Annotated in this window: 22 protein-coding genes and 1 pseudogene; 10 read left to right on the top strand and 13 right to left on the bottom strand. The window is 61.2% G+C overall.

All coding sequences use genetic code 11. The features are described 5' to 3' along the window. Positions 1 to 28: 28 nt before the first annotated feature. Positions 29 to 1,414: a MocR-like ectoine utilization transcription factor EhuR gene (gene ehuR, locus AC25BC_RS23725; protein WP_128440195.1), complete on the bottom strand. Its 1,386-nt coding sequence runs from the start codon at positions 1,412 to 1,414 to the stop codon at positions 29 to 31. A gap of 100 nt (positions 1,415 to 1,514) precedes the next feature. Here ehuR and AC25BC_RS23720 point away from each other — a divergent pair, with 100 nt between their 5' ends. The 5 genes from AC25BC_RS23720 (at position 1,515) to AC25BC_RS23700 (ending at position 6,707) form a co-directional block, all read left to right on the top strand. Next, a complete protein-coding gene (locus AC25BC_RS23720; RefSeq protein ID WP_164903050.1) occupies positions 1,515 to 2,012 on the top strand; it encodes an Lrp/AsnC family transcriptional regulator in 498 nt (165 codons plus the stop codon). Between the two features lie 120 nt (positions 2,013 to 2,132). Further along, entirely contained in the window at positions 2,133 to 3,629 is a 1,497-nt protein-coding gene (locus AC25BC_RS23715) for an NAD-dependent succinate-semialdehyde dehydrogenase (protein ID WP_128440196.1), read from the top strand. Positions 3,630 to 3,672: 43 nt separating this feature from the next. After that, entirely contained in the window at positions 3,673 to 5,052 is a 1,380-nt protein-coding gene (locus AC25BC_RS23710; protein WP_128440197.1) for an aspartate aminotransferase family protein, read from the top strand. 14 nt (positions 5,053 to 5,066) lie between these two features. Then, on the top strand, positions 5,067 to 6,140 hold the full coding sequence (locus AC25BC_RS23705) for an alcohol dehydrogenase family protein (protein ID WP_128440198.1): 1,074 nt from the start codon (positions 5,067 to 5,069) through the stop codon (positions 6,138 to 6,140). A gap of 171 nt (positions 6,141 to 6,311) precedes the next feature. Next, complete coding sequence (locus AC25BC_RS23700; protein ID WP_012755545.1) at positions 6,312 to 6,707, top strand: DUF4112 domain-containing protein; 396 nt, start codon at positions 6,312 to 6,314, stop codon at positions 6,705 to 6,707. A 132-nt stretch (positions 6,708 to 6,839) separates the two neighbouring features. Here the strand turns inward: AC25BC_RS23700 and AC25BC_RS23695 are convergent, their stop codons facing one another. The 10 genes and pseudogenes from AC25BC_RS23695 to AC25BC_RS23650 form a co-directional block, all read right to left on the bottom strand. After that, positions 6,840 to 7,877 (bottom strand): Gfo/Idh/MocA family protein, encoded by a 1,038-nt coding sequence (locus AC25BC_RS23695; RefSeq protein WP_012755544.1) that lies wholly within the window; start codon positions 7,875 to 7,877, stop codon positions 6,840 to 6,842. 162 nt (positions 7,878 to 8,039) lie between these two features. After that, positions 8,040 to 8,201, bottom strand: a pseudogene (locus AC25BC_RS23690) (ThuA domain-containing protein); the annotation flags it as partial. A 163-nt stretch (positions 8,202 to 8,364) separates the two neighbouring features. Continuing rightward, the gene (locus tag AC25BC_RS23685; RefSeq protein ID WP_128440202.1) at positions 8,365 to 9,330 is read right to left on the bottom strand and encodes an ROK family protein; all 966 of its coding nucleotides are present in this window, start codon (positions 9,328 to 9,330) and stop codon (positions 8,365 to 8,367) included. A gap of 14 nt (positions 9,331 to 9,344) precedes the next feature. Continuing rightward, entirely contained in the window at positions 9,345 to 10,046 is a 702-nt protein-coding gene (locus tag AC25BC_RS23680) for a ribulose-phosphate 3-epimerase (protein ID WP_128440199.1), read from the bottom strand. A 4-nt stretch (positions 10,047 to 10,050) separates the two neighbouring features. Then, positions 10,051 to 10,860, bottom strand: coding sequence for an alpha/beta fold hydrolase (locus tag AC25BC_RS23675; protein WP_128407819.1), 810 nt, complete (start codon positions 10,858 to 10,860; stop codon positions 10,051 to 10,053). Then, positions 10,857 to 11,702: a sugar phosphate isomerase/epimerase family protein gene (locus tag AC25BC_RS23670; protein ID WP_003562554.1), complete on the bottom strand. Its 846-nt coding sequence runs from the start codon at positions 11,700 to 11,702 to the stop codon at positions 10,857 to 10,859. The genes AC25BC_RS23675 and AC25BC_RS23670 overlap by 4 nt, the downstream gene beginning before the upstream one ends. After that, positions 11,702 to 12,778 carry a Gfo/Idh/MocA family protein gene (locus AC25BC_RS23665; protein ID WP_012755540.1) on the bottom strand — a complete coding sequence of 359 codons (1,077 nt, stop codon included), beginning with the start codon at positions 12,776 to 12,778 and terminating at the stop codon, positions 11,702 to 11,704. Before AC25BC_RS23665 ends, AC25BC_RS23670 begins: the two co-directional genes overlap by 1 nt. Before the next feature lie 134 nt (positions 12,779 to 12,912). After that, entirely contained in the window at positions 12,913 to 14,058 is a 1,146-nt protein-coding gene (locus AC25BC_RS23660) for an ABC transporter ATP-binding protein (protein WP_128440200.1), read from the bottom strand. Positions 14,059 to 14,398: 340 nt separating this feature from the next. Next, positions 14,399 to 15,340, bottom strand: a complete 942-nt coding sequence (locus tag AC25BC_RS23655) for a PfkB family carbohydrate kinase (RefSeq protein WP_003562559.1) — start codon at positions 15,338 to 15,340, stop codon at positions 14,399 to 14,401. 3 nt (positions 15,341 to 15,343) lie between these two features. Continuing rightward, positions 15,344 to 16,144 carry a beta/alpha barrel domain-containing protein gene (locus AC25BC_RS23650; protein ID WP_003562561.1) on the bottom strand — a complete coding sequence of 267 codons (801 nt, stop codon included), beginning with the start codon at positions 16,142 to 16,144 and terminating at the stop codon, positions 15,344 to 15,346. 281 nt (positions 16,145 to 16,425) lie between these two features. Here AC25BC_RS23650 and AC25BC_RS23645 point away from each other — a divergent pair, with 281 nt between their 5' ends. After that, on the top strand, positions 16,426 to 17,187 hold the full coding sequence (locus tag AC25BC_RS23645) for a DeoR/GlpR family DNA-binding transcription regulator (protein ID WP_003562563.1): 762 nt from the start codon (positions 16,426 to 16,428) through the stop codon (positions 17,185 to 17,187). A gap of 92 nt (positions 17,188 to 17,279) precedes the next feature. Here the strand turns inward: AC25BC_RS23645 and AC25BC_RS23640 are convergent, their stop codons facing one another. Then, the gene (locus tag AC25BC_RS23640) at positions 17,280 to 18,098 is read right to left on the bottom strand and encodes a sugar phosphate isomerase/epimerase family protein (protein ID WP_003562564.1); all 819 of its coding nucleotides are present in this window, start codon (positions 18,096 to 18,098) and stop codon (positions 17,280 to 17,282) included. 281 nt (positions 18,099 to 18,379) lie between these two features. On the opposite strand from AC25BC_RS23640, the gene AC25BC_RS23635 reads away from it, so the two are divergent. Both AC25BC_RS23635 and AC25BC_RS23630 read left to right on the top strand, forming a co-directional pair. After that, positions 18,380 to 19,528 (top strand): Gfo/Idh/MocA family protein, encoded by a 1,149-nt coding sequence (locus AC25BC_RS23635; protein ID WP_003562565.1) that lies wholly within the window; start codon positions 18,380 to 18,382, stop codon positions 19,526 to 19,528. Next, positions 19,525 to 20,460: an alpha/beta hydrolase gene (locus AC25BC_RS23630; protein WP_003562566.1), complete on the top strand. Its 936-nt coding sequence runs from the start codon at positions 19,525 to 19,527 to the stop codon at positions 20,458 to 20,460. Before AC25BC_RS23635 ends, AC25BC_RS23630 begins: the two co-directional genes overlap by 4 nt. 18 nt (positions 20,461 to 20,478) lie before the next feature. Here AC25BC_RS23630 and AC25BC_RS23625 read toward each other — a convergent pair whose 3' ends face one another. Next, positions 20,479 to 21,513: a LacI family DNA-binding transcriptional regulator gene (locus tag AC25BC_RS23625; protein WP_128406929.1), complete on the bottom strand. Its 1,035-nt coding sequence runs from the start codon at positions 21,511 to 21,513 to the stop codon at positions 20,479 to 20,481. A 573-nt stretch (positions 21,514 to 22,086) separates the two neighbouring features. Here AC25BC_RS23625 and AC25BC_RS23620 point away from each other — a divergent pair. Both AC25BC_RS23620 and AC25BC_RS23615 read left to right on the top strand, forming a co-directional pair. After that, complete coding sequence (locus AC25BC_RS23620) at positions 22,087 to 23,334, top strand: ABC transporter substrate-binding protein (protein WP_003562569.1); 1,248 nt, start codon at positions 22,087 to 22,089, stop codon at positions 23,332 to 23,334. A gap of 87 nt (positions 23,335 to 23,421) precedes the next feature. Beyond that, on the top strand, positions 23,422 to 24,360 hold the full coding sequence (locus AC25BC_RS23615) for a carbohydrate ABC transporter permease (RefSeq protein ID WP_003562572.1): 939 nt from the start codon (positions 23,422 to 23,424) through the stop codon (positions 24,358 to 24,360). Position 24,361: the final 1 nt, after the last annotated feature.

Below are 24,361 nucleotides of genomic sequence, written 5' to 3'. Positions count from 1 at the left end.
GCATATGCTCAAACGCAAGGCATTTGCATCAGATCGCGAGCAGCAGCTCTTGCGGATTTCCCTGCGCCAATGAGGCGACGATGCCGAGCCCGGTCCGCAGCTCGCTTTCGGTCGTCGAACCGAGCGAGATGCGCACGGCCGGCGTCCAGCCCTGATCGGTGGTGTGGAACGATTTGCCGGGCGCGATCGCCACGCCGCGCAGCCTTGCCTGCGATACGAACCCGTCTTCGGTATGGTTGCCGGAGAGCGGCAGCCAGACGTGCAGGCTTTGCGGATGCGCCCGGTATGGCATGCCGGCCAGCATCTCCGCCGCGATCGCATGCCGGCTCAAAAGGGCGCGGCGCTGCCAGTTGACCAGTTCCATCGCCGTGCCGTCGCTGACCCAGCGGGTGGCGATCTCGGCCATGGCAGGCGTCGCCATCCAGTTGGAGACGAGATGCCGGTTGGCGACGGCGGCGACATAGCGGTCAGGCGCGGTGAGATAGCCGATCCGCAGGCCCGGAACGGTAATTTTCGTGAAGCTCGTAACGTAGAGTGTCCGCTCCGGCGCAAACGCGGCCATCGGCGGCGCACGATTCTCGACCATCGGGCCGAGAATATCGTTTTCGATGATCGCGATATCATGTTTGGCGGCGACAGTGGCGAGCGCCTGTCTGCGTTCCGCGCTCATCAGCGCCGCCATCGGATTGATCACCGAGGGCTGCAGGAAAATGGCCCGGATCGGTCCCTTCCGGCAGGCTTCGTCCAGCGCCTCGGGGATCATGCCCTCCTCGTCGATCGCCAACCCTTCCAGGTGCAGACCGAGATAGGTCGAGAGCGGAACGAGCGTATGATGGCTGATGGCTTCGGTCGCAACCGTCGAGCCGGGCGGGGCAACGCTCATCAACGCCACGGTCATGCCCGATGTCGCACCGTTCGTCACGCTGATGTTCAGCGGCGATATCTCCAGCCCGCAGCGCGCCAGCCATTCCGTGGCGACGGCGCGGTGGCGCGGAAACACCATGTTCGGCCTGAACGACAGCGCCGAGCTGGAAGGTAGGTTTTCCGAAAGCCAGCCGAAGGCCTGCCGCAGCCTTTCCAAATGGATCTGCTCGCAGACCGGTTTCAGGATCGACAGATCGATCACCTCGCCCAGCCGTTCCGGCAGATAGGGCGGCTCCGGTTCACGCGGCCTGGTCTGAACGAAGCTGCCGCGTCCGATCTCGCCGGAGATCAGCCCCCGACGGATCAGCTCGTCATAGGCGCGGCTGACCGTCTGCACGGAAAGATGCAGGTCGTCCGCCAGCTTGCGATGCGGCGGCAATTGTGTGCCGTCGGTGAGCTTGCCGTCGGTGATCGCGTTTGCGATCTGTTCGGCAAGCGAAAGATAGGCCGGCCGGCGAAGTTGCGAAGGATCGGGGCGCCACTTTGTCATGATTTCAACACTGCTGAAAATCAGTTCAATTGACAATGCAAAAATGCGCTCCCATTGTCTTTTCCCTGCGTTTGAAATGATTTCTTCTTAAGAAGGCACCATGAAGCTCGACGCCATCGACCTGCGCATTCTCGACGCCGTCCAGCGCGACGGCCGCATCACCAAACTGGCACTGGCCGAAAAGGCCGGACTGTCGCCGACGCCGTGCTGGATGCGGCTGCGCAAGCTCGAAAAGGCCGGGATCATCACCGGCTATCACGCGCGCGTCGCGCCACGGCGCATCGCGCCGGTCGCCAGCGTGATGATGGAAGTGACGCTCGCCAACCATCGCCAGGCGGATTTCGAGCGCTTCGAGCGCGCCATCGGCGCAATCCCGGAGATTGTCGCCTGCTGGTCGGTCGGCGGCGGCGTCGATTACATCCTGAAAATCATCGCGCCCGATATCGATGCCTATCAGCGGCTGGTCGACGGGCTTCTCGACCGCGAACTCGGCATCGACCGCTACTTCACCTACATCGTCACCAAGACGGTCAAGGAGGACACAGTCCTTCCGGTCTCGTCCTTCACTGCCACCGGCGAGGAACAGGCCGCGTCGTAGACAATCTCTCTGTCAGGCCGCCATCCTTTAGACCATCTCTCTCTTTTTGCATCAGCCAACAGACAATCTCTCGCCCGCTCCCGTGGAAGACTTGCGTCAACCGCCACGAGGAGAATGGACATGACCGCCGTTTTTGCCCGCCCCGCCTATCATGACGCGCTGTCGCGGCTCGCCGACCGTCATCTCCTGCGCGATCTAGCCTATGTCGGCGGCCGGTGGATCGCCGGCAAATCAGGGAAAAGTTTCGAGGTCACCGATCCCGCCTCTTCGGCGACGCTGGCCTGGGTTGCTAGCCTTGACGCCGATGAGACGGCGGTGGCGATCGATGCTGCGTCGGAGGCTTTTGCCGGCTGGCGCGCAATGCTGCCGCAGAGCCGCGCGGCGATCCTGCGCAAATGGTTTGAGCTGATGCTGGCGGCCAAGGAGGATCTGGCGCTGATCATGACGCTCGAACAGGGCAAGCCGCTTGCGGAATCGCGCGGCGAGATCGATTACGCCGCCTCCTTCGTCGAATGGTATGCCGAGGAAGGCAAACGGCTGAACGCCGAAAGCGTCACCAGCCATCTGCCCGGCGCGGAAATGATCGTCCGGCGCGAGGCGCTCGGCGTCGTCGGCATCGTCACGCCCTGGAATTTCCCCTCTGCCATGCTCACCCGGAAGGCTGCCGCAGCGCTGGCCGCCGGTTGCACGGTCGTCGCCCACCCCTCCTCAGAAACGCCGCTTTCGGCACTGGCGCTTGCCGAGCTCGGCGAGCGGGCAGGCATTCCCGCCGGCGTCTTCAACGTGGTCACCGGCAACGCCGCAACGATCGTCGGACGGATGTGCACCGACACCCGCGTGCGTGCCATGAGCTTTACCGGCTCCACCGGAATCGGACGGCTGATCGCCGCCCAATGCGCCCCGACCCTGAAGCGGCTGGTGATGGAACTCGGCGGCCACGCCCCGCTGATCATCTTCGATGACGCTGATATCGAAAAGGCGGTCGAGATCGCCGTCAACGCCAAATTTGCCACATCAGGCCAGGATTGCCTCGCCGCCAATCGCATTTTCGTCCAGCGGCGGATCGCCGATGGCTTCGCCAAGGCCTTCGCAGACCGCATTGCCGAACTGAAAGTTGGTCCGGGTCTTGAGGATGGCGCCGAGATCGGGCCGCTCATGCATGAACGCGCCGTCGCCAAGGTCGAGGAACAGGTCGCCGACGCGCTGGCGCGCGGCGCGCGGCTCGTTACCGGCGGCAAGCGCCATAAGGCCGGCCGGCTTTTTTATGAGCCGACGCTGCTAAGCGACGTGCCGGCGGATGCGCTGATCATGCACGAGGAGACCTTCGGCCCTGTAGCGGCCATCACCGCCTTCGATACGGAAGACGAGGTCATCACCCGCGCCAACGATACCGAATACGGCCTTGTCGCCTATATCGTCACGGAAAACGGCGCCCGGCAGATGCGCCTCGGCCGCGCGTTGGAATACGGCATGGTCGCCGTCAACCGCGTGAAAATCACCGGCGCTCCCATTCCCTTCGGCGGCTGGAAGCAGTCCGGCCTCGGCCGCGAGGGTTCACGCCATGGGCTCGAGGCCTTCACCGAGCTCAAATATCTCTGCATCGACACGGCCGCCTGACCCCATTTCAAGTGAGCCCCCATTTTCAAGAAAGAGGCTAGACATGCTCGACAGAAGCAACGAACTTACCGCCTGGGACCGCGATCACTTCTTCCATCCCTCGACCCATATGGGCGGGCATGCCCGCGGCGAGACGCCGACCCGTGTCGTTGCCGGCGGCGAAGGCGTCTACATCACCGACACGACAGGCCGCAAAAGCCTCGACGCCTTTGCCGGCCTCTATTGCGTCAATGTCGGCTACGGCCGCCAGAAGATTGCCGATGCGATCGCCGAGCAGGCAAAGAACCTCGCCTATTACCACGCCTATGTCGGCCACGGCACGGAAGCCTCGATTACGCTGTCGAAGATGATCATCGACCGCGCCCCCGCCGGCATGAGCCGCGTCTATTTCGGTCTCTCCGGCTCGGATGCCAACGAGACCAACATCAAGCTCATCTGGTACTACAACAACATCCTCGGCCGTCCGGAAAAGAAGAAGATCATCTCGCGCTGGCGCGGTTATCACGGCTCCGGTGTCATGACCGGCAGCCTCACCGGCCTGGCCCTCTTCCATAATGCCTTCGATCTGCCGCGGGCGCCGGTGCTGCACACCGAAGCACCCTATTATTTCCGCCGCCCCGACCGGTCGATGAGCGAGGAGCAGTTCTCGCAATATTGCGCCGACAAGCTCGAGGAGATGATCATCGCCGAAGGCCCGGAAACGATCGCCGCCTTCATCGGCGAACCCATCCTCGGCACCGGCGGCATCGTGCCGCCGCCGAAAACCTACTGGCAGAAGATCCAGGCCGTGCTCGACAAATATGACATCCTGCTTGTCGCCGATGAAGTCGTCACCGGCTTCGGCCGTCTCGGCACGATGTTCGGTTCGGATCATTACGGCATGAAGCCGGACCTGATCACCATCGCCAAGGGCCTGACCTCGGCCTACGTTCCCCTTTCCGGTACGATCGTTTCGAACAAGATGTGGCAAGTCCTGGTGCAGGGTTCCGATCAGATGGGCGCGATCGGTCACGGCTGGACCTATTCCGCCCATCCGATCTGTGCTGCCGCAGGCATTGCCAATCTCGAACTGATCGACGAACTCGGCATCGTCGAGAATGCCGGGGCGACCGGCGCCTATTTCCGCTCGGAACTCGCAAAGGCCGTCGGCGGCCACCGCAACGTCGGCGAAGTCCGCGGCGACGGGCTGATGGCAGCCGTCGAATTCGTCGAGGACAAGGACGACCGCACGTTCTTCGATGCCGGCCGCAAGATCGGCCCGCAGGTCGCCTCTGCCCTCCTCGAACGCGGCGTCATCGGCCGCGCCATGCCGCAGGGCGACATCCTCGGCTTCGCCCCGCCGCTCTGCCTGACACGCGAGGAGGCCGACATCGTGGTCAAGGCCGCGGCGGACACGATCGAAACCGTCTTCAAGAACATCTGAGGGAGAAGATCGGCATGACGATCCCGGAAAAGATGGCGGCCGTATTGCTCACCGGCCATGGCGGTCTGGACAAGCTCGTCTATGACAGGGACGTGCCCGTCCCGAGACCCGCGGACGGCGAGGTTCTGATCCGCGTCACGGCCTGCGGCATGAACAATACCGACGTCTGGGTCCGCCAAGGCGCCTACGGCACCGAGGACGATCCGTCGGCCGTCTCCACATGGCGCAGGCAAGGCAATACGCTGACATTCCCGCGCATTCAGGGCACCGATACGGTCGGCCATATCGTCGGCGTCGGCGCCGGCGTTAATCCGGCGCGCGTCGGCGAACGCGTCATGGTCGACTTCTCGATCTATAACCGCGACGACGACAGCCTCGCCGACATCGATTACATGGGCCATGGCCGCGACGGCGGTTATGCCGAATACATGGCACTGCCGGCCGAGAACGCCCATGTCGTCGCAACCGATCTGACCGACGTCGAACTCGCCACCTTTTGCTGCGCCTATCTGACCGGCGAGCGCATGCTGGAACGGGCAAGGCTTGTCGCCGGTGAACGCGTCCTGGTGACCGGCGCCTCGGGCGGCGTCGGCTCGGCGATCATCCAGCTCGCACGGGCCCGCGGCGCCATCCCGATCGCGGTCGCCGGCCCCGGCAAGGAGGCGGCGATGCTCGATATCGGCGCCGAGGCGGTGGTGACCCGCGGCAAGGGCGATCTGGTCGAAGCCGTCCATTCCGCCAGCCGTGGCCAGCCGATCGATGTCGTCGCCGATCTCGTCGGCGGACCGCTGTTCAACGATCTCCTGAAGATCCTGCGCCCCGAAGGCCGCTACACGACAGCCGGCGCCATCGCCGGCCCGGTCGTTCAGCTCGATTTGCGGTCCATGTATCTGAAGCAGCTGGAGCTGCACGGCTCGAGCCAGGGAAGCCGCGCCGACTTTCGTCGGATCGTCGGTTATATCGAAAGCCGGAAAATCCGGCCTCTCGTCGGCGGCGTCTATCCACTATCGGAATTCCACCGCGCGCAGACCGATTTCATGGCGAAGAACTTTGTGGGCAAATTGGTCGTGGTCCCCGACGCGAGATGATCCTTGCTTTAGCGGGCGAACCTTATCGGGTTTGCAGCGTTTCACGGCCATGGGAACTGATGATGGCACCGGGCTTTCGCTGCGTCGGACTATTTCGCAGCAATGCGACGACATTCTTGCCGCGCCCTCACTGGAGGAGGCGGAACGTTCGTTCGCGCCAATAGGTCGCTGATGCCAGCCTCCGCCAGCACCAAACATCTGACCTCCATCGAACTTGGAAGAATTCGGCGCGCCGTCGCCATAGCGCGCCTGATGGATACCGCGGTCAGATTGCCTGTCATCGGCGTGCGGATCGGTGCAGACTCGATTCTCGGCCTTATCCCGGCCGTCGGAGACATTGCCGGATCCCTGATCGGTCTTTTCATCATCGATGAGGCAAGACGCCTCGGCATTCCCACCCAAAAGCTCGCACGCATGGCCGTCAATCTCGGGATCGACGCCGCCGGCGGGACGGTTCCGTTGCTCGGCGATATCTTCGACGTCTATTTCAAGTCTCATCGCCGAAACGTCGGCATCATTCTCGACCACTTTGGGATCAGCGAAGACGAGTTGAACCGGCGCATCTGAGCAAGCCGACGTCCCTTTGAGGAATTTATACGAGGCTGTCGGCGCCGGCTCCAACGAGGCCGCGCAACCGGTACCCTGGCCTTAAGACGACGAGCAACCTGCCGAGGTGGCACTGAACTGGAGCACCTTTGCTTAAAGTTCGATCAGAGCGCCGGCCGTCTTCACTGCGTGGTCAAGAACGAATTGCAGCTTGGCTGCGTGGCCAAAACCAGGCTCATCCAGCTGCCCCTTTTGCACGGCGTTTGCAAAGCGCTGGAAATTAGTGATAACCGGTTCGACGTCGATCTTACGCCAGATTGCCTTGTCGGCATCGGGACCTTCACAGGCCCTGAGCGTCGAACCTTCAGGCGTATGCACCACCTCCAGCGCGCCCTTGTCTCCATGCAGGCGCAGGCGCAATTCGTTCAGATGGCCGGTTGCCCAGCGCGTTGCGTGAATGACGCCAGCGGCACCGTTTTCGAGTTCAGCCATCATCAGGAAACTGTCGTTGGCGTCGAGATCATACTCGCCGATCCGATTTCCGGGGCTCTTGTCGAACACCTTAAGATGCGATGCGGCCGCCTTGACGTCACTTCCGGCGGCAAAAACCGCGAAGTCGAGAATATGGATACCGACATCGCCCAGCACGCCATTGGAGCCGTGCTTTGTCGACAGCCGCCAAAGCCATTGCGATTCCTTGGTCCAGTCGCCCCACGCCTTTGAGACCAGCCAGCTCTGGAGATAGGATGCTTCGAAGTGGCGGATCGCGCCGAGGCGTCCGTCCAACACCATCTTACGCGCTGCTTGCAGCGGCGCTACATTACGATAGGTAAGGTTTACCATCGTGACCTTGCCGGACGCAGCGGCAGCGTCGGCCATCTCCTTGGCTTCGCGGTAGTTAACCGCCAGCGGCTTCTCGCAGAGGACATGCTTGCCGGCGCCGAGTATCTTCATTGTCGTGGAATAATGCGCGCGATCCGGCGTGACATTGGTCACGGCGTCAAACTCTCCCCAGGCAAGAGCGTCATCAAGCGACGTGAAGGTAAGTGGGATACCATGCCTTAGCGCGAAGGCCCGTAGCCGGACCTCGTCCGTATCAACAGCAGCAACAATTTTTACGTCGGCGATTTCGGAAAAATTCATGGCATGGGTGTTTGCCCATCCTCCGGTTCCGAGAATGATCAAGCGCATTTTTGTCCTCATGGTCGTTTATCGAAATCATTAGCGCCAGAACCGTCGTCTTTCACAAGCGCCAGATGGTCTTGCCAAATGGAGAGCGACGACTGTCAGCACAGCGTTTTGCCGGGCGGACCGCATGCGTGGCGTCCTGCCCAAGGACGGTGTTTCAGTTCCTCAGCGGTAACCGGCTTCGCCGGCCTGGTGCAGTCTCGGGCCGCGTTCGACGATCGGCTCCAGTGCTTTTTCTACAGGCACATTTGGAGCATCGGTGATACCAGTCAACGACCCCTCGGGATTATAGGCCCACGTGACGCCGTTGATCAGCACCTTAAGTATCGCCTCGCCGCCCTGACGGAGAGCAACCTCTCGATACGGAAAGGGGACGTTGACGATTGTCTTGGCTGCGCCCATTTCGACCCTGCCCGTCGCACAAACCGTTCCCGTGTCTCGAGGGGCCTTGCGTCATTGCGTTTACAGCACGCAGGATCGGCCTGCTTTTCTAAATCTGATCGATCGCCGGGACCTTTCCGGTCAGAAACGCCAGAGCAGCTGCGCCGACGAGGCCCGAGTTCTGGTCCAACGCCGCCAGCATTACCCTGACATCCTTGAATGCCGGCATTGCCCATTGCGTGATGTAGCCTTGAATGCCGGGTTGCAGTCGGTCGAACTCGTGGGAAAGACCGCCTCCCATCACGATGATATCTGGACTGAAGATATGGATCAGGCTGGTGAAGCCGCGACCGAGAATTTCCGCTTCCTCGTCAATCAGTTGATTTGCGAGACGATCGCCATTTCTTGCTGCTGCAAAAACGCTGCGGCTATCGATGGCGCCGCCATCGCTGCCTATTGTCGTCGCGCTGGATTCCACAGCCCTGATTTGGGCGCGGCGCGCAAATGCCGTTCCGGATCCGTAGGCCTCGAAACAACCCCTGTTGCCGCAGGGGCAAAGCTCTCCGTTCGGCACGACCGACATGTGCCCAACATGGGCTGCCATGCCCTTGCGGCCCCGCACGACGCGACCATCCGACACAACGCCACCGCCAATGCCAGTGCTCACGGTGACATACACCAAATTGTCGAGCCCCGTTCCGGCCCCGAACTGCCACTCACCGATGGCAGCGGCAATCGCATCATTCTCGAGGTCGACCGGAAACGGAAACCGCTTCTGCAACTCCGCCTTCAGCGGAAAGTCGACAAAGCCGGAGAGGGTCGGGATATTCGAGGCGACACCGGCGACCGTATCGAGCGGGCCCGGAGCGGATACGCCGACGCCCACCACCGAAGCGGGGTTCGATGCTGCAAGCAGTCCGTCGGTCAGGCCGCAGATTTGGGCGAGCACGCGGTCGGGGCCCGCCAACGCATCCGTCGGTTCGGCTGCGCGCGCCAGAATCCTGCCCTGCTCGTCGACGAGGGCAGCGCGCACCTGCGTCCCACCGAGGTCGATTCCAATGGCAACCTGCTGCATGTGAAGACCATGAGTTAGAGTGCGCGCACCCATGCCATCCGCTCGTCTAGCGATGGCGCATTGAAAGCCAGGGAACCGAGGACCACCGTTTCCGCACCCGACTGGCGCAGAAGCGGCACGGTGTGCTCGCGAATACCGCCGTCGGCCGCCAGCACGATCCGATGCGCCGCACCGCAACCGGCGATGATCTGCTGTGCCTGCTGAAGCCGCGCACCAGCCTTTTCGTCGAGGCCCTGGCCCTTCACGCCAATCGCCGTGCCGAGCAGCGTCACAAAGCGCAGCCGGGAAGCATATCTCTCGACCCGTTCGACGGGGGTGTCGACCTTGAGCACCATGCCGGCAGCGACACCGCGGCGATCGAGAAGATCGAGAGCCTCGACAGCGACGCTTTCGTTTTCGACATGAAGACTGATCAGGTCGCTGCCCGCATCGGCGAACTGCTCGATCTGCGACAGGAGGATGCTGTCGGCGACCATCAGGTGAACATGGATCGGGCGCGCGGACACTTTGCGCACGCCGGCAACAAGATCGGGGAAAAACAACATGGCCGGCGCGAAATGGCCATCGGCGACATCGATGTGGAGGATGTCGACGTGAGGATCGACACGCGCCAGATCATCCGCCAGATGCACGAGATCGGCCGACCAGACCGAGAATTCGGCAATCAGGCGATCCTTCGGAAGATCGGCGATCCAGGTCTTGGAGGGGGTCGTCATTGTTTCAGAGCTCCTTCAGAAAATGGCCCATGGCAAGCCGGAAGTCGGCGACGTATTGCGGACGGCTCTCAGTCTTCGGCGTGATCTGCACGAAGCGCGCGCCGGCAATCCGCTCGACAAGAGCACGCGCATGGCTGAGAGGATGAATGCTGTCCCGATCATGGCCGATAACCAGCGTCGGTACGGTGAGATTGCCGACCTCCTCGTCGGTCACATCAGGACCATCATTGGAAATCCTGGTGAGCAGTTCGGCGGTCACATCCAAAGGCGTGCGGGAGAAAAAACCGGCAAGCGAGGCCAGATTGTCCGGCGCCTCGGCGGCGAGCCGCACGCCCACCGGCCCGGCAAGGAATGCGGTCTTTGCTTCGCCCAGTGGCAGAGTTTTCAGAAGCCGCCCGACTTCGGCGTTGGGTGCCATATTCTCCGGCGCGGATGCCGTCAGCCAGGCCGGCCTTGCTATGATCAGAGCCTTGACAAGATCGGGCCGCTTGACCGCGAGACGCAGGGCGATCGCCGCGCCCATCGAGATGCCGCCGATCACGATCGGCGGCATAAGGTTCTTTTCGATATAGGCGGCGATATCATCGCAGAAGGTCGCGATCGACAGCTGCTCCGGATTGCCGGTTTGGGAATGGCCGTGGCCGCGTGCTTCGATCGTTACCCGGCGAAAACCCGCTTCGAGCGGAAAGGCTTCGTCGGTCTGCGCCGCGTCGCCGCATAAGCCATGCTGGAAGATTATGGACGCGCCCTCGCCCGCCATATCGACATTGAGAATGGTCCCGTCGCTGGTTTCGAACGGTTCAGCCCGTCTCATCTTCCTGCCCCCACAGCTTCGCCGCCGAGACTGCTCTTCAGGAAACTCGCCGCACCGGCCGCCTCCGAAGCCGAAAGGCCATGTGTGACGAGACTGCCCTCGAAGCCGATCGCCTTGAGACGGCCGAGATAATGCGCGTAGTCGAGCACACCCTTGCCGGCGGTCGCGAAACTACCGTCCGGATTGCGATCTTTCGCATGTGCCATGACGATCCGATCGGCCAGAAGGTCGATGGCGGAAGAGACAATGTTCCGCTGCTCATCGAGCGTCGCGACCTCGAAGAGATTGGCTGGATCGAGCACGATCTTGATGCGGGGGCTCTTCAGTGCCGTAATCAGCCGATGGGCTTTCTCAGCCGAGTTGACGACATTGGCAAGCTCGGGCTCGACGCCGAGATCGACATCGTAACGCTCGGCGATCTCGATGGCCGCGCCCATCGCCTCGAGGAGATCCCGCCAGGCCTCCGGCGTGTCGTTGTCGGCATGCGCCTTCCACTGGTCGATGGGGTCGCGTGTGCCGGTGCAGAGCGTGATCAAGGTGGTCGACATGCCGGCGCAGCGCTCGGCCAGGGTCGCCAGTTTGCGAAGGCCGGCCTCGCGCACGGCGAGATCCGGATGAATCATGTTGAAGGTGCCGGAAACGGCAACGATCTCGACGCCGCTGCTACGCGCCGCTTCGCCGACTGCGCGGGCCTGGGCTTCCGTGATGATCTCCGGCATCGGCGCAAGGCCCGAGCAGGCCATATTGTATTGTGCGCAACTGAACCCGGCGCCAGCGACCGAGTTGAGAACGGTTACGGGTTCCGTTCCCTCGAAGGTCTTTGCGAAGATGCCGAGCTTCATCACACGCCACCCGTGACGTCGGACAGCGCAACCGCCTTGCCGCTTTCGGCGGAACGCGCGACGGCAACCATGGCCCGGACGGATGCCAGGCCATCATCGATATCGGCCCCTTCCATCACCGCGCCATCCAGAATGGTGCGGGCGAAGCCTTCGACCTGGCGGCGGTAGAAATGGCCGTCGGCACCGAGAACACGGTGTGTGGCGCCGTCCGCTTCCCGGAAAATGTCGACCTCACTGCTCTTGTAGTACCACGGGTTATAGGTCTTGCCCAAAATACTGCCGTTCTTGCCATAGATCTGGAAGCCTTCGTGCCAGTCCATGCGCACCTGGACGGTGAGATCGAGATGGCCGAGTGTGCCGGAGGCAAATTCCACGTCCACGAACCAGCACCAGATACCGGCTCGCTCGGACAGACGAGCGTTGACGGAAACGATGTCGCCGGCGAAATAACGTGCCGTGTCGATCAGATGGCAACCATGGGCAAGCATATAGTAGCGCCGCAGGTCGGCCTTCGGATTGGCGGAGGGTTTCTTCGCATTGGCGCTGGTGACGATCAAGGGCTGAACCGCATCGGTCATCGGATAGCGGTGCGTGCTGTCGCAATACCATGCTTTCAGAGCGACCATCTCGCCCATTTCATCGCGGATGAAGGACTTGGCAGCCTGCAGCCCCGCGTCGAAACGCTTCATATGCCCGACCTGAAACACCTTTCCCGACGTGTCGACCACAGCCTTCAGTTCAAGGCATTCCTCGATGGTGACACCGACGGGTTTTTCGCACAGCACATGCTTGCCTGCCTGAAGGGCGCGAATGGAAGCAGGCACGTGAAAGGCGTCGGCGGTCGCGATGACCACGGCATCGAGGTCGGGATCGGCCAGCATCTTGTCGTAGTCGTCATAGGTTTTTTCCGCCCCATGGGTGATGGCCATACGTTCGCGGAGATCTTCGGCAACATCGCAAATTGCATAAAGGTCGGCATTGGCTGCCTTGGTGCAGCTCTCGAAATGCGCGGCCTGGGCAATCTGGCCCGCTCCCAATACGCCGATGCGGAGACGTCGTTCCTGTTTTGCTGGCATCGATAAGCCCTTTAAGTCGGATACTGAAGATGAACGCTGGTTTCGGCGTCGGATGGAATGCTTTCAAGACATCGAACGTCGACAACGGCTTATGGCCGGACTGCCAGCAGCGCCTGCGGCTCTCCCTCGTCACGTCACAGCGCCATATGCGTTTGAGGGTGGAAAAAGTGCAGTTTCGCCGGGTCGATGGCCAGGTCGATCGATTGGCCTGTCTCGACCGCGCTGACCGCTTCGAACCGCGCGACGGCATTGGCGGCCCCGCTCAGGTCCTCGACGGCATCGGGGTCGCCCGAGTCGATGCGGACCGCGTCGATCTTCAAATGCACGATCAGCTCGGAGCCAAGCTCCTCGATCGATTTCACGACAACCGGGATCGTCGGATGGGAGGCGCCAGATGGCAACCGGCTGTCGTAGAGGTCCTCGGGCCTGACCCCAAAGATCACATCCTTTCCCTCAAAAGCGGATAGACCGGGAGCGCGCTCGAAGGCGCCGCCGGACAAGGGGATGGAGAAGCCCGGCAGATGGATCCGTCCGCCCGCCAGACGCCCTTCGAAAAGGTTCATCGACGGCGAACCGATAAAGCCGGCGACAAACGCATTGACCGGGCGGTGATACAGAGCCTTGGGCGTATCCACCTGCTGCAGCACGCCGCCCTTCAGCACCGCGACCCGATCGCCCATGGTCAGCGCTTCAGTCTGGTCGTGCGTCACATAGATCGTCGTCACGCCCAGCTGTCTCTGCAGGCTGGCGATCTCTGCCCGCATCTGAACACGCAGCTTCGCATCGAGGTTCGAGAGCGGTTCGTCCATGAGGAATGCCGCGGGCTCGCGGACCATGGCGCGGCCCATCGCAACACGCTGGCGCTGGCCGCCCGAAAGCTGCGCGGGCTTGTTGCCCAGCAAGGGCTCCAGCTGCAGGATCTTGGCGATTTCGTGGACACGTTTGGTGCGTTCGGCCTTGTTCTTTCCGGCCAGCTTCATCGAAAAGGCAATGTTATCGAACACGGTCATGTGCGGATAAAGCGCATAGCTCTGAAAGACCATGGCAATATCCCGGTCCTTGGGCGCGAGATCCACGACGTCCTGGCCGCCGATGCTCAATGTTCCGCTGCTGATTTCCTCGAGCCCGGCAATCATGCGCAGAGCGGTCGATTTTCCGCATCCGGACGGCCCGACCAGAATCAGAAACTCGCCATCATGGATCGTCAGGCTCAGATCCTTGATCGCATGGTAGCTGTTTCCATAGGTCTTGCAGATTTTGTCGAGTACAACCACAGCCACGTCTCGTCCTCCCGTACCAGTCCGGATCATATCTTCAGACGGCGCTCCCCGCCGTGTCCGATCCTTTTGACAAGAAAGCTCAGGCCTGAGCTTCAAAGTCAACCAAAGAATCGATGATATTTCGCCGAAGATTACCAGCCGCTCTTAATATCTATTTGAAACGTATCATTATTTTACCAGAAATTAAAAATAAACTGCGGAATTATATTTTTTATCGCGCGTAACTTTTATGATCGAACTTGCCGCTGTTGAGAGATCGCTCAAAGTGATTCAATGACACGCCAGCCGTGAGGCTCTGCTGGGTCAGTCGATCGGTGCCGGCACCCATCGCCGCCCGCGCTCATTTTTGGCATCCCGGCATCGGCATCGGCACAGGCGCATTCTCCGCCGCCATCCATGCCAGGCACATAAGGTGATCCGGCAGGCCTCTGCGCCCTCCCCGTGCGGTCACGGAAATGGCGGCCGCCGCCGCGGCATAGGCAGTGCAATCAAGCGGGCTCTTACCCTCTGCGAGAGCAAGGGCGTAGGCACCGTGAAAACAATCCCCGGCGCCGGTCGTGTCGACCGCCTGAACTTGATAGGCCGGCACATGCCAGCGGGTGGCATCGCCTCTCTGACGGAGGTAGGTCCCTCGTTCGCCATCAGTCAGGACAACTGCGGACCGATCCCCCGACCAGAGCTTGTCCAGGATCATCGTTGGATCACCCTCGCCGGTGTACTCCCGCCCGAAGGCAAGCGGCAGCACCAGATGATCGGCAAGAGCCAGGATCCGGTCGGTCGCGGCGCCGACCGTCCATTCGATATCGGCAATCACGGCCAGGCCCATGGCGCGTGCGCGCGCCACGACGTTTTCCGAGTGCGTGGCATAACCATCGATCAACAGTACCGGGGCTTGCATCAGAACATCATCGGGCAGCGCATCCGACGTGCCGTGCAGCACATCATCGTCATAAGCGATGAACCGGTCGCCGTCGGGACCGACGGTGATCACGGAGCGGATCGGCGCGGCATCCGCGTGGCGGGGAGCCAGCGATATATCGACACCGTCCCGCTCGAGCTCGCTTCCCGCCACGTCGGCCGTTGTGTCATTGCCGAGCCAGCCGATGAAGCCGGCCCGCCCGCCGAGCCGGGCGACGGCAACAAGGGCCGTCGCCACGTTGCCGCCATGGTCCGTGGCGCGCTTCTTCACCTTCCCCTTGCCGGCCGTCAGCCCCCGATCGACATAGATGATGTCATCGATTGCCAGGGCGCCGAAGCCCAGAACCTGGAAAGGGCGCGACACGTCTCAAGCACCGGCCGCCGCCAGCGCATCCTCCGGCGTCATCCCCTTATGAATGACGAACTTGAAGGCGCGCGCGGCCATGGTCGTGTCGCCGTGACCCCAGAGGTTGCGACCGACGACCGCGCCTTTGGCCCCAGCGCGCAGTGCTTCCGACGTCTGGACGAGCGCGCCGAGCAGCGTATCGGTCTTCGGGCCGCCGGCGATCACGACCGGAATCGGGCAAGTCGCAACGGTCTCGCGGAAGGACTCGAAATCGCCGGTGTAGCCGACCTTGATCACGTCGACGCCGGCCTCGAAGCCGATGCGCACGGCGTAAGCGATTTCATCCGGGGTGAACACGATCTTGCCGCCGTCGGAGAAATCGCGGGGATAGACGTGGGCAACGACCGGCATCTCGAAGCGGGCGGCGGCGTTGACCGTATCGGTGAGCCAGCGGATATACTCTCCTTCGGTGGCGCCGCGCACGGGAATGGCGACAGCCAGAGCGTCCGCACCATAACGCACCGCGTCCTCCGGGGTCGCAATGAGCTGGCGAATACGGTCGTCGGCGGTGAAGCAACCGCCCTGAATGACGAGCGCTGCCTTTCCGGCGTATTCCGACCAGAGGTGGCGCGCCGCGCCAGGCTGGATGCTGATGTAGTCGGGGCCTCCCGCCATGACGCGTCTGAGCGCACCCGGCAGGTCGGCAAGCCCGCCCTCACGCACATTGCCATAACCGACAAAATGATCGACGGCGCCTCCGAACAAGTGACCCGATGGGTTCGAGAACAGGCGTGCGAGGCGGATTTTGGTTCCGAGACCCATGGCGAGACTTCCTTTGTGATTGCCGACTTTGTGATTGCATGCTTGCGATTGCCGGCGCCGATGCTGGAAAAACCCTAACTCGAAAACAAACAAACATTCAATATTTCGATTTCTTTCGTTTTTACAAGAATGATGAATTTTTGACGTGCATTTTCGTCGTTGAACGGCTATTTCTACAGCAGAAGCCGTAGGATGAGACAGCGAGCTTTCGTTTTTCAAAAGTCGCAGTGTCGCAATTTCAAAAGTCGCAGTGTCGCAAATAACAGCAGTCGGGATCACATATGCTTGCAGAGCAGAGGCGGCAGCAGATCATGCTGGAACTTCAACGGGTCGGCCAGGCACGCACCCGCCAGCTCGCGGAATTCTTCCAGGTCTCGGAAGTGACGATCCGCTCCGATCTCGAAATCATGGACGCCAAGAAGCAGCTGATCAAAACGCATGGCGGGGCAATCGCCCTGCCGTCCGACTCTCCGGCAGCAGCCTTCGAGGAACGCATGCAACGCAATTTCGATGCGAAGCGCCGCATCGCCCAGATGGCTGCGAGACAGATCATCGATAACCAGTCGATCGTCTTCGACAGCGGCTCGACGCTGCTGCAGGTCGCCATGCAGATGCCACCAGTCAACAACGTCGTGGTTGCGACAACGGCAATGAACATCGCCCAGCATCTGATGTACCGGCCAGGGCTCGACGTGCACATGATCGGCGGCCGCGTGTTTCCCAGCACCGTGAGCACGATCGTACAGGACTCCGACAAGGCGGTCGGCGGCCTCGTCGCCCACCAGGCTTTTGTCGGCGCCCACGCGATCGATCAGGCCTTCGATGTCGTCGATGTCTCCGAGGACGTGGCACGGACCAAGCGCAACCTGGTTCGCATGGCGCGGCGTGTCGTCCTCGTGGCGGATTCGAGCAAATTTGACGTCGGCGCCTCCTCCAAAGCCTTCTCGCTGTCGCGCGTCGACTTGATCATCACGGACAGCAACATGCCGCACAGCATTCGCCACAGGCTCGACAAGCTGGGCGTGGAGGTTCGCTACGCGTGACCTGCAGTCCACCTCTCCAATTTACAAGAGAGACAGGAGAGGCTTTGGCATCGACGGATAGCTTTGGCCGACGCCACGGAATACGAGATGGGCTAAAACCCCAGACGTCGAAGCGTCTCGCGGTTCGCTCGAACGGCCGCGGCAGGATCGGTTCCGGCATTGTCCGATTCTTCTTCCACCACGATCCAGCCGATAAAGTTCGGCGCATCCCGAACGGTCGAAACCACGGCAGGCACGTCGCAGACGCCTTCGCCCAGCATCGCCCAGGTCCCGCCGGCGTCGACATCCTTCAGATGCACGTAACGGATCCGGTCCCGGTGGGCCGCCAGCGTATCGCCGATCTGCTGGCCGCCACGCAGGATATGACCGGTATCCGGCACCCAACCCACTTGTGGATCCAAGAGAGCAAACAGTTGATCATAGTCGTTCCGCGTGAACAGCAGCGTGTTGTGGTGCGAGGAAGGATGGACAGCTACAGCGACGCCAGCCGACTGTCCGATCTCGGTCGCACGATTGTAGCACTCGGCCGCAATCGCAAACTTCTCATCGCGCGGACCATCCGAGACGACCGTCGCCGATCCCATCGATATCATCGCGCCGGGAAAATTCGCCGCGAAATCGACCCATCGCCGCGCCGTGTCGAGATCGGAGGCGATCTTTTCCGCCACCGTGAAGCCGCTGGCGGAGCCGAAGGCAAAGGAAACCAGCGCCAAACCGGCATCCGCCAGGGTGCGGGCAAAGTCGGCAGGCTTGAGCGCGTAGTGACCGATCATCGTGTCGGTGATTTCGATACCGGCATATCCGCCGTCGGCAATGGCGCGCACCAGATCGTCCGGGCCGCCGCTCCAACCTGTCCCCAGCATCTCCCAGGTGAATGTTTGGCAGCCGATCTGCAGCTCAGCATTTTTCATCTCGCGGTCCTGACCTATTCGTTGATGACAGCCGATACCGAAGCCGGCTGCTTCCCCGCCGGGCAATCCTCAGGGGCTCCGCCGACCTTGCAAAACTCCTTCCGCCTGGGAGGCGGCCGAAGGCCGGAAAGGCGGGCTCTTCAGCGGGGATTGCGACGCCAGCGTCTTGCCATTACGTACGGTCAAATGTTAGCGTACGTCAATATATTTTATACCTTGCGATTAAAATGTAACGTACCCCTCAACCCTTCGCACCCGCAACGGCAAAATCAGGTTCTTCGATGGCACAGACCAATGGTATGAAACTCAGGATCGGCGTTGTCGGATGCGGCAACATTTCGCTCGCCTATATGCGCAACGCGCCGCTGTTTCGCGGCGTCGAAATCATCGCCTGTGCAGACCTCAACGCAGACGCCGCCAAACGTCGCGCGGCCGAGTTCGATCTGCGCGCGGCCGACGTCGACAGCCTCATCGACGACCGGAACATCGACCTCATCCTCAACCTGACGATCCCGGCCGCGCATTTTGACGTTTCGATGCGGGCGCTGTCTGCAGGCAAGCATGTCTTCACGGAGAAGCCGCTCGGTGTCACGGCCGCCGAAGGACGCCGCTTGGTGGATGCCGCCGCCGTAAAGGGCCTCATGCTCGGCTCGGCGCCAGATACGTTTCTGGGGGCGGCCGGACGCCATGCCCGGCGGCAGATGGAAGCCGGCGCCATCGGCAAGCCGGTGACCGGGACGGCCTTCATGATGGGGCGCGGCATGGAGCACTGGCATCCGGATCCCGGCTTTTATTACCAGGCCGGCGCCGGCCCGGTCATGGATATGGGGCCTTATTATCTGACGATGATGGTCAATCTGATGGGGCCTATCCGCCGTGTGCAGGCCGTCGCCACAAGCGGGCAGGACGAGCGGCTCATCACGGCGGAGGGACCGAAGCAGGGCACCACGTTCAAGGTCGGCACGCCGACCAGCGTGCTGTCGTTGCTGGAATTCGATTGCGGTGCCACGGTCACCTTCGGCACCTCCTGGGACGTCTTTCGCCACTCCAATCACCCCATCGAACTCCACGGGACCGAAGGCTCGCTGCGCCTGCCCGACCCCGACAATTTCGGCGGCTCCGTTGCGCTCTCCAGCCGCGGCGCGCCCTGGCAGGAAACGGATACGTCAGGCAAACTCTTTGGCGCCGTCAACTGGCCGATCGCAGCGCCTGATCGTGCCAACTACCGCATGCTTGGTCTTGCCGATCTCGCACGCGCAATCATTGAGGGCCGTGCGCCGCGTGCTTCGGGCGATCTCGCTCTCCATGTGCTCGAAGTCATGGAAGCGATCCTGCGTGCCGGTGAAACCGGTGTCGCGCAGACCATTCCGGGTATTGTCGCGCAGCCAAAAGAATTGCGGGAAGACGAAGCGAGGAGTTTGCTGGCATGACACAACTGGATGAATCCGCCAAACGTGCGCTTGCATGGCCCGGCGATCCCCAAACGCCGGTCGAAAGCTGCACGCCGGCGCTGGCGCGGCAGCAATATCTGGATAGTTTCGCAGACATTCAACGGCCGCTCGAAGACGTAGCCGAGATCCTGGAAAGGCATGCGGGCGCAATCCGGTTGAAGATATGGCGCGGCCGCGCTGCGCCGCGCCAGGGCGCACCGGCCTTGCTCTATCTCCATGGCGGCGGCTTTGTCATCGGCGCGCCGGAAACCCATGAGGATATCTGCCGGACGCTTGCCAATATGGCAGGCGCCGTCGTGGTTTCGCCCGACTATCGCCTGGCCCCGGAACACCCCTTTCCCGCTGCCATTGACGACTGCGCCGCCACACTCGTCTGGATGACGGAGCAGGCGGATGCGCTCGGCATCGATCCCTTGCGAATTCTCGTCGCCGGCGATAGCGCCGGTGGCAATCTGGCCGCCGTCGTCGCCCTGTTGGCGCGGGACGGACAGGTGCCGGCTGTCATCGGACAGGTGCTGATCTATCCGGTGACCGATCAGTTGCAGACAAGCGACAGCTACTTGCGTTACCAAGAGGATTTCGGCCTGACGGCCGCGGCGATGAAATGGTTCCGAGACCACTATCTGCCGGAACCTACGAGCCGGTCGGACTGGCGAGCCTCGCCGCTGAGCGCAGAATCGCTGGCGGGCGTGGCGCCGGCCCTGGTGATCCTTGCCGGATACGACGTGCTGTTCGACGAAGGGGCCGCTTATGCCGAGCGGCTCAGCGCCGAGGCGAAGGCCACGACCCGGACCTGGCCCGGACAGATCCATGGCTTCGTATCGAAGCGACGGGCTATTCCGGAAGCACAAGAGGCCCTCGAAGCCATCGCAATGGCATGGCGCGCCATGGACCCTGCGCTTACCCGTTGAGGCGGGAACTGCCTAGTCTCAAGCCGATTCGCGCATAACCAGCGTTGCCTCGAGGATCACCTTGTTCGTCGTAGGGGTGGTTCCATCATCCTCGCTTTCGATATGCGCCAGCAAAAGCTCCACGGATTTCGCGGCGATCTCGGGCGCGTTCTGAGCCATCGTCGTCAGCGACGGGCAGGTGTATCGGCTCAGCGGGTGGTCGTCGTGCCCGGCAATGCGTACGTCGCACGCGTCGCTACGACCGATTTTCAGTCCCGAAGCGAAAGCGGCAGCCATCGCGCCGAAAGCGAAGCGGTCATTAGCGCATAGCAGCGTTTTGCCGGGAAGACCGCCTCTGGCAAGAATTCTCTGCATCTGCTCGTATCCGAGACGCTCGAATTCCCAGGAAGGTGGTGCGTCGCAATCGATGACCAGCGGAGTATGCCCTTCCCTCGCCATGGTCGCGCGGTAGCTCTCCTGCCGCTCGCCAGCATTTTCGGTCAAATGCGGAATCTCCAGGAATATCGGTGGCTCACCGGACCGGCAGAGATATTGCACAATGGCGGCCATGCTTTGCGCGTTATCGTTTCCGACATAGGGAAGGTCAGCGCCGGCAGGGTTGTCGAAGCAGACGACGGGGATTGCGCCGCTTAGTCTTTCCAGCGCGGAACGGCGTGAACCGGCTCCGAGCGGCGCCACGATCGCGCCTGCAACCTTCAGCGACAGCAAGGTCCGCACGGCCTCCGCCTCCAGCTCCGGCCGCGTGTGCGAAGAGATCTGGACGGGCCAGAATCCCTTTTCGCGCAACTCCAGCTCGATCAGCGACACGACCTGCACATAAAAGGGATCCGACATGGTCGGGACCAGAATCCCGATATTCCTGGTCCGCTTGCGATTGAGATGCCGGGCGAAAAGGTTCGGCTCGAAATGCGACTTCTTGAGAGCCGCCTCGATACGCTTGCGGGTCACCTCCTTGATCTGTGAGGGATCGTCGAAATATTTCGACAAGGTCGGACGCGATACGCCGGCGGCGGTCGCGAAGTCGTCCATCGATTTATAATTTTTCTTGGCCATTCAATTCCTTACTGGCGGGACGACGACAACTGATCGGGAATGATTTGACGCAACGGCCGATCCTCTGACGCGCCAAATCACGCATTCGGCAATTTGTACAGGTGATCTTCGTATCCTCAATCTTCGAAACCCACCACGTAAGCCGGCGTGATCCGTCACTTTTGGTGCGGGCCCTGCCCTCCCTTTCGAAAATCGAAATATTCCCTTCACTGCGACTTGCGCCGTTTGCGCCGCGTGGTTGCAAAAGGTGCTTGTTTCAGCGCCCCAAATTCGAAAATTTGCAGTGAAGACGCCGGGTTCCACGCTTTTCATTTTGTTGGATAAACTTTCATTTGTTTACGAAAGTAAAGAAAAAATGCGTCACAAGCAACACAAATGCTGTAGAAAAATACCGATGATGTCAATCAGTTTTATTATTTTTTATCAATGATTTAACGCGACACGCGCCGTGAATGCCGGCCTCCCATCTTTTCCCGATCGCAGTTCTTCATTGACAGATAGGGCCTTCAGGGAACCTACTTTGCCTACGATCTTGAGGAGGATCGATTAACTGACAATCTTTGGGAGGCACAGATGAATATCAGCAAATTCGGCGTGACGATGCGGGCTGCGGTAGCGGTATGGGCGCTCTGCGCCACATCCGCGTTTGCCGACACCACCATCGAGTTCATTCAATGGTGGGAACCCGAAATGCCGTCCGGCGCCTTGCGCGGCATTATGAACGATTTCGAAGCCAAAAATCCCGGCATCAAGGTGACGCTTGTCAGCGGTCCCTATGCCACGACGCGTGACCAGATCGTCGTCGGCGCCGCCTCGGGAACGCTCAGCGACGTGGTCGGCCTCGATGGTGCCTGGGTAAACGGGCTCGCCAAGCAGGGCGCGATCGCCTCCATGGACGAACTGATGGAGAAGGCGAAATACGACAAGAGCCAGATCACCGATATCGTCAAGGTCGATGGCAAGAGCGTGATGTTCCCGCTGGCATCCTTCGTCTACCCGGTCTTCGTGAACCTGGATATCTCCAAGGCCGCCGGCGTCGACAAGTTGCCGACGACGCGCACGGAATTCGCTGAAGCCGCGAAGAAGATGACCGACGCCTCGAAGAACCAGTACGGCTGGGTTCTGCCGCTATCGCTGCAGTCTCCGAGCGGAATCCAGAACGACGTGATGTCCTGGGTCTGGGCCTCCGGCGCCTCGATGCTGAAGGACGGCAAGCCTGACCTCGAAAATGACGCCGTCGTCGGCACGCTCGATTATCTTGCCTCGCTCAACAAGGAAGGCGTGATTTCTCCCGGCATCTTCGCCAAGAAGGAACAGGACAAGGTCGAAGAATTCGTCAACGGCCGCGTCGGCATGATGGTGGATTCCCTCGCCCATGTGAACCTCATCCGCGAGCGCAATCCGAAGCTCAACTTCGGCATCTCCGCCTTGCCGGCCACTGACGGCTACACCGGCAAGCGCGGCATGCCCTATGCCTCCTGGGGCATCGGCATCAGCGAAGGCAGCCAGCACAAGGACGAAGCCTGGAAGCTGGTCGAATACCTGATGAGCCCTGACGTCAACGGCCGTCTCGTCTCGATTGCCAACGCCTTCCCCGGCAACGTCCATGCCAAGCCGGACTTCGTGGCCTCGGACCCGATCTTCGCGGAAGCTTTCAAAATCTTCCAGAGCGGCTATCCTGCCAACGAATTCGTCGGTCTTCCGGTTGCCGAAGAGCTGATGCGCGACATGAACGTCGAAGTCCAGAAGATGTTCGACGGCGGGCAGTCAGCCAAGGACGCAGCTGCCAATACCCAAAAGGCGTGGCTCGCGAAGTTCTAAGCACGTCGCTTTCACGATCACCGGCAGCGCAGCCTTGCGCTGCCGGTGCAAGTCGTCAAATCTCGGCAGAATGGAAAGTCACAGCTCATGAATCACTCGGCTACGGCTCTGGTCGCCGCGCATGCCAAAGCGCGAAGAAAAGGATGGCTTCGTTACAGCACCTTGAGGAAGCTGGTCCCGTATTTCTACGTGTCGCCGGCGACCCTGCTGCTTGTGCTGCTGATGCTGTTCCCGATGGTGATGGTCTTCAAATATTCTCTGATGGACGGCGCCATCATGAAAAAGACCGCTGCCTTCGCAGGGCTCCAGAACTATGTGACCATCTTTGAAAATCCGGTCTTCTGGCAGTCGGTCGCGCAGACGCTTTATTTCACGATCATGAGCGTCGTCTTCCACTTCATCATCGGCCTGGCATTCGCGCTGCTGTTGAACACCAACCGCGTCGATCCGCTTATTCGCAGCATCCTGCGCGTGCTCTTCATCCTGCCCTGGCTGTTCACCGCCGTCATCATCGCCATCATCTGGCGCCTGCTGCTCGACCCGAACGGCGTCGTCAACAGCGTGCTGATGGCGCTCCATATCATCAACTTCAAGGTCGAGTGGTTTTCGTCGACGCGCACGGCCATTCACGCTTTGACCTTCGCAAACATCTGGGCGGGTTATCCGCTTTACATGGTCAGCCTGCTCGCCGGCCTCCAGGGCATTTCCAAGGAGCTTTACGAGGCGGCCGGCATCGACGGCGCCAACGGACTCCAAAAGTTCTGGTACATCACCATTCCGCAGCTGATGCCGATCATCGTCAGCATCGCGCTTCTCGATTTCATCTGGACGATGCAGGTTTTTCCGCTGGTATGGATGACGACGGGCGGCGGCCCGATCTATTCGACGGAAGTGCTCTCCACTTTCACCTACAAGCTCGCCTTCTCGCAGTATGAATTCTCGCTGGCTTCGGCGAGCGCGATGATCATCCTAATCATCTCGATGAGCGTCACCTATTTCTACATCAAACACCAGCAGCGCAGGTGAC

It is taken from the genome of Rhizobium sp. WSM409, assembly GCF_057653825.1.
This window is presented reverse-complemented; position numbering and strand designations above follow the sequence as displayed.